General features: G+C 64.3%; 10 protein-coding genes and 1 pseudogene. 7 read left to right on the top strand and 4 right to left on the bottom strand.

Annotated features, from left to right (window positions below; translation table 11 throughout):
- Positions 1–619, top strand: a 619-nt coding sequence (locus tag ACOJSJ_RS16390; protein ID WP_420146027.1) for a glycosyl hydrolase, incomplete at its 5' end; no start/stop codon positions are given.
- A 6-nt stretch (positions 620–625) separates the two neighbouring features.
- On the opposite strand, the gene ACOJSJ_RS16385 is transcribed toward ACOJSJ_RS16390, so the two are convergent.
- The 3 genes from ACOJSJ_RS16385 to purD all read right to left on the bottom strand — a co-directional run bounded on the left by ACOJSJ_RS16385 (position 626) and on the right by purD (position 3490).
- On the bottom strand, positions 626–1327 hold the full coding sequence (locus ACOJSJ_RS16385) for a GDSL-type esterase/lipase family protein (RefSeq protein ID WP_420146026.1): 702 nt from the start codon (positions 1325–1327) through the stop codon (positions 626–628).
- A 178-nt stretch (positions 1328–1505) separates the two neighbouring features.
- On the bottom strand, positions 1506–2141 hold the full coding sequence (locus tag ACOJSJ_RS16380) for a hypothetical protein (RefSeq protein ID WP_420146025.1): 636 nt from the start codon (positions 2139–2141) through the stop codon (positions 1506–1508).
- A gap of 65 nt (positions 2142–2206) precedes the next feature.
- The gene (gene purD / locus ACOJSJ_RS16375) at positions 2207–3490 is read right to left on the bottom strand and encodes a phosphoribosylamine--glycine ligase (protein ID WP_420146024.1); all 1284 of its coding nucleotides are present in this window, start codon (positions 3488–3490) and stop codon (positions 2207–2209) included.
- 7 nt (positions 3491–3497) lie between these two features.
- Here purD and xseA point away from each other — a divergent pair, with 7 nt between their 5' ends.
- Genes xseA through ACOJSJ_RS16360 form a run of 3 tightly spaced genes read left to right on the top strand, consistent with a single transcriptional unit; the run spans position 3498 to position 6073 of the window.
- Positions 3498–4982: an exodeoxyribonuclease VII large subunit gene (xseA, locus tag ACOJSJ_RS16370; protein WP_420146028.1), complete on the top strand. Its 1485-nt coding sequence runs from the start codon at positions 3498–3500 to the stop codon at positions 4980–4982.
- 21 nt (positions 4983–5003) lie between these two features.
- The gene (locus ACOJSJ_RS16365; protein ID WP_420146023.1) at positions 5004–5216 is read left to right on the top strand and encodes a DUF2093 domain-containing protein; all 213 of its coding nucleotides are present in this window, start codon (positions 5004–5006) and stop codon (positions 5214–5216) included.
- On the top strand, positions 5213–6073 hold the full coding sequence (locus tag ACOJSJ_RS16360; RefSeq protein ID WP_420146022.1) for a M23 family metallopeptidase: 861 nt from the start codon (positions 5213–5215) through the stop codon (positions 6071–6073). Before ACOJSJ_RS16365 ends, ACOJSJ_RS16360 begins: the two co-directional genes overlap by 4 nt.
- A gap of 30 nt (positions 6074–6103) precedes the next feature.
- Here the strand turns inward: ACOJSJ_RS16360 and ACOJSJ_RS16355 are convergent, their stop codons facing one another.
- Positions 6104–6643 (bottom strand): hypothetical protein, encoded by a 540-nt coding sequence (locus ACOJSJ_RS16355; RefSeq protein ID WP_420146021.1) that lies wholly within the window; start codon positions 6641–6643, stop codon positions 6104–6106.
- Positions 6644–6998: 355 nt separating this feature from the next.
- Here ACOJSJ_RS16355 and ACOJSJ_RS16350 point away from each other — a divergent pair, with 355 nt between their 5' ends.
- The 3 genes and pseudogenes from ACOJSJ_RS16350 to ACOJSJ_RS16340 form a co-directional block, all read left to right on the top strand.
- The gene (locus tag ACOJSJ_RS16350; protein ID WP_420146020.1) at positions 6999–9980 is read left to right on the top strand and encodes a TonB-dependent receptor plug domain-containing protein; all 2982 of its coding nucleotides are present in this window, start codon (positions 6999–7001) and stop codon (positions 9978–9980) included.
- 192 nt (positions 9981–10172) lie between these two features.
- Positions 10173–11312 (top strand): aspartyl/asparaginyl beta-hydroxylase domain-containing protein, encoded by a 1140-nt coding sequence (locus tag ACOJSJ_RS16345; RefSeq protein ID WP_420146019.1) that lies wholly within the window; start codon positions 10173–10175, stop codon positions 11310–11312.
- Positions 11309–12015, top strand: a pseudogene (locus tag ACOJSJ_RS16340) (hypothetical protein); the annotation flags it as partial. The gene ACOJSJ_RS16345 and the pseudogene ACOJSJ_RS16340, both read left to right, overlap by 4 nt.

Raw genomic sequence — 12015 nt, 5'->3', positions numbered from 1 at the left:
CCTCATCCACTGGTCGGATCAGCAGGCGATCGCGGTGATGGGCGATGTACCGGGCGTGCGCAATTGCTGGGCACCCGAAGCGATCCGCGATCCCCGCACCGGGCGGTACGAGATTTTCTGGTCCAGCACCGTGACGGGGCGGTTCATCGAAACGGCGGGGACATCCGAATCCGCCTATAACCACCGGCTGTGGCGTTGCAGCACCATGGATTTCCGGGCTTTCTCCAAGGCGGAACCGCTGTACGACCCCGGTTTCAGCGTGATCGACGGGACATTTGCGCGGGGGCCTGACGACGGACTGTACCTGATCGTCAAGGACGAGACGGTCGAACCGCCGCGCAAATGGCTGCAGGTTGCAAAGGCCGACAGCCCGACCGGGCCGTTCGGGCCATTGTCCCAGCCCTTTTCACCCGCATGGGTCGAAGGACCGATGGCCACCCGCATCGGCGACGCCCTGATATGCTATTATGACGTCTACAAGGAAGGCCGCTGGGGCGCGGCGACGACGCGCGACATGGTGACATGGCAGGATGTCAGCGCGCGGTTGACCATGCCGGAAGGCGCCCGGCACGGATCATTGCTGCGCGTGCCCCGCGCGCTGGTGAATGCGATCGGCTGAAGCGGGTCAACCCGCGCAGTTGCGTGTCGCGTCGGGCAGGATGTCCTGCAGGCGCCGACGCACCACTTGCGACCAGATGCGGTAGCCATTGGCGTTCATATGGACGCCGTCGGGCTGATAATTTTCACCCAGCTTGCCCCCAGCGAAAAGCGGGCTTGTGATGTCGGCATAATGCGCCGCGCGCATGTGGGGCAGGAAATTCTGGGCCGCGGCGTTGAACAGCCGCTGTTCGCCCAGATAGGCGGCGCGCCCCGGACTGGGCTTGGCCGACAGCAGCAGCACCGGCACGCCGGGCAGCAGGCGGTCGCGCAGATCGAACAGCCCGGCCAGCTGGTGCATTACCGTGCGAACCGGCACGCCCGCAGCAATGTCATTTTCCCCGACATAGACGACCATCGCGCGCGGACGCCCTTCCTTTTTCGGCCTGATATTGCCGAAGCGGGGCAGAATGTCGGCCAGCGTCGCGCCGTCAATACCGCGATTTTCGGTTTTCCACGGCGCCATATCCTGTTCAAGGCTGGTCCAGCGATGAATGGAGGAACTGCCCAGGAACCAGAGCGCGCATTCGCCAGCCGCAGTCCCCGATTCCGGCAGCGTCGCATGGCTTTGCTGATAGCGGCCATAGAGCCGCCAGCCCACGAGGATGACAGCGAAGACGAGAAACGCCATGAGCGATTTGGCAAGCGGCGAGGAATCGATACTGCGCAAAGGGCGACCTCCATGAGCGCGAAGGGATGGCTTTTCCCGATGGAAAATGTCCGAATTTTCCTGACACCCTCACCATCCATCACGAATTTTAAAGTGTTCGCGCGTACAGTCGGCCCATGGTCGCCATGAGCCGACGGGATGGTGAATGACGGCGCAGTAGGGCGATCAGGGCGTAAGGTCAGATCTTGCCATATTTGGCTTCGAACCCGGCAATGTCGCCAGCGGCCAGATATTTCGCCTGATCGACCCATTGGTCGCGGACCGGGCGGCCTTTGAAATTACCCAGTTTCGCGTCGATGGCGGCAATGTCGGCATCGGTCCAGGCCGCGATCTGCGCATAGCGCGTGACGCCCAGTTCGATCAGCAATGTCTTCAATTTGGGGCCAACGCCCTTCAGGCGCAGCAGGTCGTCAGTATCGCCTGCGACGGGAGATGATAGGGGCGTGGGCGTCGCGACCGGTTCCGGCGCAGCGGCGGGCGGCGCGGGCTGTGCCGCTGGCGTCGGGGCCGGAGATTCCACGACCGGTTCGGCCGCAGGTGCGGTGACGGGGACCGGTTCGGCCGCCGGCGGCGCGGCGGTGACGGGCGCCGCAACGATCGGATCGACGACCGGAACGGGCGCTGGTGGGACGGGTGCGGGGGGAACGGGTGCTGGCCGCACCGCAGCCGGATTGGGCGTGTCCGGCTCCGCCGATGCGCCCGGTTCCACCGCATCATCCGCCTTGCGCTTGCCCGACAGCAGAAAGACGAGCGCGATGCCGACCAGCAGCCCGACCAGCAGCCACAGCCCATAATCCATGAAAAATTCCTGCATCGCACCGTCTCCCCTGCGATTGGCTATAGGCTATTTAAGGGTGGATGGCGGCGCGCCGCAAGGGTTCACCCCTTTTCCGCTTCGCGCGCAACCTCGCGCCAGCCAATATCGCGGCGGCAGAAGCCGGTCGGAAAGTCGATCGCATCGACAGCCGCATAGGCGGCCGCCTGAGCCGCGCCCACCGTATCGCCGGTCGCCGTGACGTTGAGCACGCGCCCGCCGCTGGCGACGAGCACGCCATCCTTGAGCGCCGTGCCGGCATGGAAGATCTTGGCTCCGCCCTGTTCGGCGGCATCGATGCCGGTGATCGCACCGCCCTTTTCCGGTGTGCCGGGATAGCCATTGGCCGCCATGACGATGGTCAGCGCGGTGCGATCCGCCAGCTCGATCGGCCCCTGCTCCGCGAGCCTGCCCTGCGCGACGGCGAGCAGCAGATCCACAAGATCTCCGTCGAAACGGGTCATCAGCACCTGACATTCAGGATCGCCGAAACGGGCATTATATTCGATCAGCCTTGGCCCTTCATCCGTCAGCATCAGCCCGGCATAAAGGACGCCCGAATAGGGCATGCCTTCGGCCGCCAGCGTATCGACCGTCGGGCGGATGATCTTGTCGAGCACCTGCGCCTCCAGTTCGGGCGTCAGGACGCGGGCGGGGCTGTAGGCGCCCATGCCACCGGTGTTGGGACCGGTGTCGCCATCGCCCACGCGCTTGTGATCCTGCGCCGAACCGAAGGGCAGGATGGCGCTGCCGTCGGTCAGGGCGAAGAAGCTCGCTTCCTCACCCGTCATATATTCTTCCAGCACCACTTCTTCGCCCGCCGCGCCGAACGCGCCGGAGAACATGATGTCCAGCGCTTCGACGGCCTCATCGTGGGTTTGTGCGATGATGACGCCCTTGCCCGCGGCCAGGCCATCGGCCTTGATCACGACGGGCAGCGCGAAATCGTCCAGCGCGGCCAGCGCGCCGTCCTTACTGGTGACCCGGATATAGGCGGCGGTGGGAATATGGGCGCGCTGGCACAGATCTTTGGTAAAGCCCTTCGACCCTTCCAGCTGCGCCGCCTTCTTGTTGGGGCCAAAGACCGGCACGCCGATGGTGCGCAGATTGTCGGCCAGCCCATCGACCAGCGGCGCTTCCGGGCCGATGACGACAAGGCCGATCGAATGGCGCACGCAAAAATCGAGCACGGCGCGATGATCCGTCGCGTCGAGGTCGACCAGCGTGGCATGGTCCGCTATGCCCGGATTGCCCGGCGCGGCGTAGAGCGTCTGTAGCCGGGGCGATTGCGCCAGTTTCCATGCCAGCGCATGTTCGCGGCCGCCGCCGCCAAGCAGAAGGATGTTCATGTCGCCCATGTCCCCGGAATATGATGCCTATGACAGTTCGGGCCGCCTGTTAGCGGAGGAACGCGCGGGGGACAACGCACCGCCGCTGTCGATCAGCGAATTGTCGGGTCTGCTCAAGCGCACAGTCGAGGACCGGTTCGGCCATGTGCGGCTGCGCGGCGAGATTTCAGGGTTCAAGCGGGCGGCGTCCGGGCATCTCTATCTGGCGCTGAAGGATGAGAATGCCGTGCTGGACGGCGTGATGTGGAAGGGCGGCGCGCAAAGGCTGGCCTTTACCCCGCAGGACGGGGTGGAGGTGATCGCGACCGGAAAGCTGACCACCTATCCGGGGCGGTCCAAATATCAGATCGTCATAGAAAAGATGGAACTGGCCGGAGAAGGCGCGCTGATGGCGCTGCTGGAAAAGCTGAAGGGAAAACTGGCGGGCGAAGGACTGTTCGCGGCGGAACGGAAAAAGCCCCTGCCCTTCCTGCCGCGCACCATCGGCGTGGTGACGTCGCCCACGGGCGCGGTGATCCGCGACATATTGCATCGGCTGGCCGATCGCTGCCCCACCAACGTGCTGGTCTGGCCGGTGCTGGTGCAAGGGCAGGGCGCGGCGGAACAGGTGGCGCGCGCGGTACGCGGTTTTTCCGCAATGGACGGCAGCGGCCCGGTGCCGCGCCCGGACCTGGTGATCGTGGCGCGCGGCGGCGGGTCGATCGAGGATCTGTGGAGTTTCAACGAGGAAATCGTGGTGCGGGCTGTGGCCGATTGCACCATCCCCATCATATCGGCCGTGGGGCATGAGACGGACACGACATTGTGCGACTATGCCGCCGACCGGCGCGCGCCCACGCCCACCGCTGCGGCGGAAATGGCGGTGCCGGTGCGGGCGGAATTGCTAGCGGGATTGAGCGAGATGGGCCTGCGCGCCGGGCGCGCGGTACGGCGCGGCGCGGCGCAGGCACGCGAGCGGCTGGACATGCAGGCGCGGTTGATGCCGACACCCGACCTGTTGCTGGCGCCACAGCGACAGCGGCTGGATCAGCTGTCCGACGGGCTGGTGAGCGGGCTTCGCCACCGGCTGGCCGATGCGCGGGCGCAGCTGGGGCAGGCGGGCGGCGCCTTGCGGCCTGCATTGTTGCAGCAATATGTGTCGCGCGCGGGCGAGCGGCTGGACCGGCTGAAGCTGCGGCCCGACTATCTGCAACGCAGCCTGTCCGATCGCGCCGTCGCGTTCGACCGGGTATCGCGCCATTTCGCCTCGCTCGACCCCGACCGGCCATTGCAGAAGGGCTATGCGCGGGTGATGGCGAACGGGCGGCTGGTGCAGTCCGTGGCGGCGGCGCAGGCAGCGGGACAGGTGGTGCTGCATTTCAAGGACGGCACGGTGGATGCCGCGATCGGCGATGCCGTGGCTTTGGCAGACGCCAGCCCGCCAGCGCCCCGCCCCGCCCGCAAGCCACGCGAAACGCCGCCGCCGGTGCAGCAGCAAGACCTGTTTTCCTGATCGAAGAAATGAGCTGAACCCATGTTGATGTCCAACCGCGACCGGATCGCCCGGCTCCATTACATGCCCTACAGCTTTCGCGTATTGCAGGCGGGCGACCATGTGCTGTGCGCCGTCACGGGGCAGCGGATCGCGCTGGAAAATCTGCGTTACTGGAGCATCGCCCGGCAGGAGGCCTATGCCAGTGCGGATGCTTCGGTGCAGGCCGAACTGAAGGCGCGCGGCGCACGATGAGGCGGATCGCATTGGTCCTGATGCTGGCCGCTGCCGGAACGGCCATGGCGCAGCCGGTGACGCGACCGGCAACAGCAGCAACGGATCGGGCCGATTTCCAGATGGTCGGCACGGCGACGCAGGGCGGCACCATGACCGGGCTGGCGCCCGCAGGGACGGTCGTGCTGAAACTGGACGATCAGCTGGTGCCGGTGGATGCCGACGGGCGGTTCCTGATCGCATTCGACCGCGACGCCGGCCCCCATGCGCGGCTGACCGCCCGGATGCCCGACGGACGAACCGTGGAACGGCAGCTGAACGTGGCGCCGCGCGACTGGCGGATCGAACGCATCAACGCGCCGATGCGGCCGACGAAAAGCACCGAAGCCTTTCTAGCGCTGCGCAAGCCCGAACTGGAGGCGATTGCCGCCGCCCGCAACAGTGTGACCGACGCGGCGGGTTGGAAGCAGACCTTCATATGGCCACGCACCGGGCGGATTTCGGGCCTGTTCGGATCGCAGCGCATCTATCAGGGGACGCCGGGCGCCTACCATGGCGGGGTGGATGTCGCCGCCGGGACGGGTGCACCAGTCGTCGCGCCCGCCGACGGCGTGGTGATATTGGCGGCCAGCGACAAGCCCTTCACGCTGGAGGGGCATTTGCTGATGATCGACCATGGCCATGGCCTCAACAGCGCGTTCCTGCACCTGTCGCGGATCGACGTGAAGCCTGGCGACCATGTGGCGCAAGGGCAACGCATCGGCGCGGTGGGCGCGACCGGACGCGCCACCGGACCGCATCTGCACTGGGGCATGAAGTGGAACGATGCGCGGATCGACCCGATGCTGATCGCCGGATCGATGCCGGGTGCGCTGTAACGCGGCCGTTTCAGAAAGGCGTGACGACCGTCAGCCGACCCGTTTCAGGCGGATCGGTCGACGGTTGTTGATCTTGCCCAGATAGCTGCCCAGCGCCGCCTTTCGGATATGGACCGGCATGCCGCTTTTCGGGCTGACAATGTCGACCGGTTCGATCGTCTGCCAGACCGAGTCATCATCCAGCACCAGTTGCCAGAGTCCCTGTGGCAAGGTGGTGACGCGCACGATCGACGCATCGACTTCGTTCACAGATTCCTGTTCCGAATCATCGTCGGAACCGCTGAGAAAGGGAATTTTGGGCAAGGAGAAGCCAAAGAGCGACCGGCGGGTCTTCTGGATTTCCGCCTTGTCCAGAACGACGAGCCGATCCTGTTCGGCGCCCGCCTTCATATCGGCAACGCGCTGGTCGTAACAGGCAAGCCGTTGTGTGGCGTCACCGATCGATTGGCACGCGATCAGCTGTTCAAAGGATTCGGCGCGTGGCTTTTCCTTTGCAGCGACGGCTGCCGTCCCGACAAGCGATACGCAACATAGCCAAGCAAGGCCCGTCAACCCGAAGCGCATATCCATAATCCCGTCCGCTGATGCCGCATGCCTGTACCCATAGTGATGAGTCACGCACAGGCGATGCATATCCCCAATAGGGGTAATCGCCATCACAAATTTATCGCAATCGCCTCTGTTTAAACCCTTTAACCCACTCACCCACGCAGCCTGCGCCGTGCAATGCCGCAATGTTGTGGCATAATTGCTACAGCGGATTGCAAAAGTTTACCGTCGCCGATTTACCCTCCTTTACACCCGTCAGACAGCTGCGCAGAGTTCCGCCAGTTTCGAGGGGGGCCGCTGTCGGGCTTTTCGCTTCCCTCGGTACGACATAGTTGGCGGTGTGAATCCGCCATTCTCCAGAGCAAGGGACTGGAAAGTGAAAACCATTTCGAAAACGGCGCTGTTGCGCGCCAGCGCTGCGCCGCTGATCATCGGCGCGCTGCTGCCCGCAACGGTGTATGCGCAGCAGGCTGCGGAAGAAGAAGGACCGGCGATCGTCGTCACCGGTTCGCGCATCGCGCTGCCCAACCAGATCAGCGCTGCCCCGGTGACCACCATCGGTGCTGAAACCATCCGTGAAAGCGGCTATTCCAAGATCGAAGATCTCGCCAATACGCTGCCGCAGGTGTTCGCGGGCCAGAGCTCGGGCATTTCGAACGGTGCAGACGGCACCGCCACGATCGACCTTCGCGGCCTTGGGCCGAGCCGTACCGTCGTGCTGGTCGATGGCCGTCGCCTGATGCCAGGCAACATCGGCGGCAGCTCGGGTGCCGACCTTAACTTCATTCCGAGCGCGCTGGTGCAGGGCGTCGACCTGCTGACCGGTGGTGCGTCGTCGACCTATGGTGCGGACGCCGTCGCTGGCGTCGTGAACTTCAAGATGAACCGCACCTTCCGCGGCATCCGTCTTGATGGCCAGTATGGCTTCTATTCGCACAACAACGATTACGACAACATCCAGGACACGGTGAACAAGCGCTTCCGTGCGCCGGGCGGCACCCACAACACCGGTGGCGCCTATGACGCCACGCTGGCCTTCGGCGTCGGTTTCGACGACGATCGCGGCAGCATCGTGGGTTATGCCGGTTACCGTCATGACAGCGCCATCACCCAGGCCGGCTATGACTTCTCGGTCTGCTCGCTGGACGACAACGGCGCCGACTATTTCCAGTGCGGTGGTTCGGGCACCCCGGCACGCGCCCGCATCGGCGGGATTTCGGCCGCCAACGCAGCTCTCGCCGGTCTTCCCACCAGCGCGGGCGGTTACACGCTGACCGACAGCGGCGCGCTGCGCCCCTATAGCTCGGCGACCGACGCCTACAACTTCGGCCCGGTCAACTATTTCCGTCGTCCGTCGGACCGTTACACCGCCGGCCTGTTCGCCGAATATGAAATCGACGAGCATTTCAAGCCGTACATGGACTTCATGTTCATGGATTACAGCACCAAGGCGCAGATCGCCGCTGCCGGTGCCTTCTACGGTCCCCGTTCGGTCAACTGCGACAACCCCTTCCTTCAGGGCACCCAGACCGGCACCGCACTTTGCGGCGCAGCGCTGGGCACCGATGCGACTGCCGACTTCCTGCTCGGCAAGCGCAACGTCGAAGGCGGTCCGCGTTACAACGACATCGGTTTCAACCAGTTCCGTGTCGTGACCGGCATGCGTGGCGACATCACCGACGCATGGACCTATGACGCCTATGTCCAGTACGGCCAGATCAAGGTCGCCAACGTGTACCGCAACGACACGTCGAACACCAAGATCGACCGCGCCCTGAACGTCGTCAGCGTCAACGGCACCGCGACCTGCCAGTCGGTGGTCGATGGTACGGACCCCCTCTGCGTTCCCTACAACGTGTTTACGCCCGGTGGCATCACCCCCGAAGCGGCCGCCTATATCGGTATCCCGCTGGTCCTGACCGGAACGACCAAGGAAACCGTCGTCAACGGCACCGTCGTCGGCGATCTGGGCAAATACGGTCTGACCTCGCCCTTCACGGACGAAGGCCTCAAGATCGTTCTGGGCGCCGAATATCGCAAGGAACAGCTGGAAACCCAGCCTGACTCGGCCTACATCAACGGCGACGGCGCCGGTCAGGGCGGTCCGACCCTGCCGATCGCCGGTCAGTACACCGTCAAGGATCTGTTCGGCGAACTCGCGATCCCGCTGGTCACCGACAAGCCCTTCTTCGACGCGCTGGCTCTGACGCTCGGCTATCGTCACTCGTCCTATAACGTGACGGGTGCGACCCGCCAGAACAAGGCCGACACGTTCAAGATCGAAGGCACCTGGGCCCCGATCCCGGACATCAAGTTCCGTGGTTCGTTCAACCGTGCGGTCCGTTCGCCCAACATCGCCGAACTGTTCCAGAACCAGGCAGTTCAGCTGTTTGGTGGTAACGATCCGTGCGCCGGCACCAACCCGACCGCAACCGCAGCCCAGTGCGCCCTGACCGGTGTTACCGCCGCGCAGTATGGCAACATCGTTGTCAACTCCGCCCAGCAGTATAACCAGTTCACCGGCGGCAACCTGAACCTGCGTCCTGAAAAGGCCAACAGCTGGACCGCTGGCGTCGTTCTGCAACCGCAGGGCATCGCACGTGGCCTGACCCTGTCGGTCGACTATTTCAACATCAAGGTGAAGGACGCAGTCGGTACCATTGGCGCTCAGGTCATCCTGAACCAGTGCATCCAGACCGGCGATCCGCAGTTCTGTTCGCTGATCAACCGTTCGCCTGCCTCGGCAGGTGCGGCAGCTGGCTCGCTGTGGCTGGACGAAAGCGGTTTCGTCAACAACCAGACGACGAACACCGGTTCGCTCAAGACCGCCGGTTTCGACATCAACGGCAACTATGGCACGTCGATCGGTAACAACCGTCTGCGTTGGCAGTTCGTCGGCACCGTGCTGGACAAATATGTGAACCAGCCGCTGACCAACGGTTTCAGCTATGACTGCGCCGGTCTGTTCGGTCCGACCTGCGGCAACCCGTCGCCGAAGTTCCGTTTCCAGACCAACCTGAAGTGGACGTTCGCCAACGACATCGCTCTGACGGCGCGCTATCGCTATCTGAGCAAGGTCCGCGTCGACACCGAAGATTCGGATCCGGATCTGGCGATCCCCGGCAACGCGCCGGCTGTCGACCACAAGATCGACGAACAATATTATGTCGACCTTCAGGTCAGCTTCCCGCTGAAGGACACCATCACGCTGCGTATGGGCATGAACAACGTGTTCGACAAGAACGCGCCGGTCATCAGCTCGTCGTCGCAGGGCGGTTTCGCCAACGGCAACACCTTCCCGGGCACCTACGACTATCTGGGTCGTCAGCTGTTCGTTAACCTTACCGCGTACTTCTAAGTCCTTCGTTTCGGACAAGGATGGAAGGGCGGCGGGACCGATGTCCCGCCGCCCTTTTCTTTTATCGGAACATGATCTGATTGGCCTCGATCCGATCATATTCTAAATATCTTTTGTTGACCGCATTTTGCCAGCCGCCATCTGTTGCAGGATGACTCCAAAATGCGCCAAGGCTCAGATTAGGATTGCGGCATGAACGTGCAGGAACTGGACAAGGCCGCCGACGCCGCCGCAGCGCGGCGCGACATCAAGGCTGCGCGCGGATTCCTGATGCAGAGAGTGGCGCTGGAACCATCGTTCGACGCCCTGCTGAAACTGGGCGCGCTGGCGAAGGCGCAGGGGGATGCCGGCCAGTCGCTGGCGATGATCGATCGCGCCCTGACATTGCGTCCGCTGGACCTGATGGCACTGTTGATGCGCGCAACACAGTTGCAGGCGATGGGCCGCGACGATGACGCCGGTGTTGCCTTCGGCCGGGCGCTGGGACAGTGCGATCCGCATAATCCGCCGCGTGGGTTGGCCCCTGCCATCGCCATGGCGCAGGATCGGCACGCCAGCTGGCAAAGGCGTCAGGTCGCCCGCTTTACCGCTGCGGTAGAGGCCGCCACCGGCGCCGCGCCATCGCCCCGCATGGCGCGGTTCATCACCAATATCTGCCGCCTGACGCAGCCCGACCGGGATGGGCCGACCCATTATTGCTACCCGGATCTGGAAGAGATCGGCTATTATCCCGACGCGCGTTTCGAATGGCTGGCGCAACTGGCCGCCGCGACCGGCGATATAGCCGATGAACTGGCCGCGTTGCTGTCGATCAAGGACAGGGCCAGCACCCCCTATGTCCAATATCCCGACGGGTTGCCGCTGGATCAATGGGCGGCGCTGAACAATAATCGCGACTGGTCGGCCCTGCACCTGATCGAAAAGGGCGTGGTGAACGACGCCAATGCGCGCCATTGCCCCAAAAGCATGGCGGTGCTGAAAACATTGCCCCAGCCGGACATCGCCGGGGCCGGCCCGAATGCGATGTTTTCGCTGCTGGCACCCCATACCCATATTCCGCCGCATACCGGCGTGTCGAACACGCGGCTGGTGTGTCACCTGCCGCTGGTGGTGCCCCAGGGATGCTGGTTCCGGGTCGGTGAGGAACGGCGCGAATGGGCAAAGGGCACGCCATGGGTGTTCGACGACACGGTCGATCATGAGGCGATGAACCCGACCGACCAGCTGCGCGTCGTCATGATATTCGACATATGGCATCCCGATCTGGATGCGGACGAACGGCGCGCCATATCCGCGATCATCGCGGCAGGCGGACGCATCCACGGCCTATGACACCGGCCAGTCCGATCGAACGGCAGTTTCAGGACGTGAAGGCGGCGTGGGAACGGCGGCGGGTGCGCCCCGTGCCGGCGACGCGGCTGACCGATTTCGGGCTGGATGCGCTGGATGCCGGGCGCGCGGACCTGGCCATCGCATTGCTGGAACCGGCGTCCAAAGCAATGCCGGGCATCGCGCCGATATGGCAGATACTGGCGCTGGCGTGGCGCGACGAGCAGGATATGGACAAGGCGGCGGCGGCATTTGCCCGTGCCGACAGGCTGGCGCCGCAGGATTTGCGGATCGTCATGGGCCGCGCCCAGACGCATATGGAAAGCGGCGAACCGGCGACGGCGCTGTTCGCAAGGGCGCTGGCGCTGTCGGGTGGGCACCCCGATGTGCTTCGCAACCATGCAGCGGCGGCGGCGATTGAGGGAGACGCTGCGACCGGGCAGGCCATGCTGGAACAATTGTTGCTGACGCGGCCCGACTGGATCGATGGGCATGAGGCGCTGGCGCAGATGCGGTGGAGCCATGGCGCGGCGGACCGACATGACGAAAGCCTGCGCAGCGCGATCGCCGCCCATCCCCGCCATGTCGAATTGCGCATGGCCCTTTACCGGCGGCTGATGGCGGTGAAGGCGCATGACGCGGCCAAGGCCGTCATCGATGCGGCGAGGCGCGAACTGCCATCGCCGCTGTTCGATGCGGCGGCGGC

The organism is Sphingobium sp., from assembly GCF_048594625.1.
Lineage (GTDB): Bacteria > Pseudomonadota > Alphaproteobacteria > Sphingomonadales > Sphingomonadaceae > Sphingobium.
The sequence above is the reverse complement of the archived record's forward strand: the minus strand, read 5'-3'. Positions and strand labels throughout refer to the sequence as shown.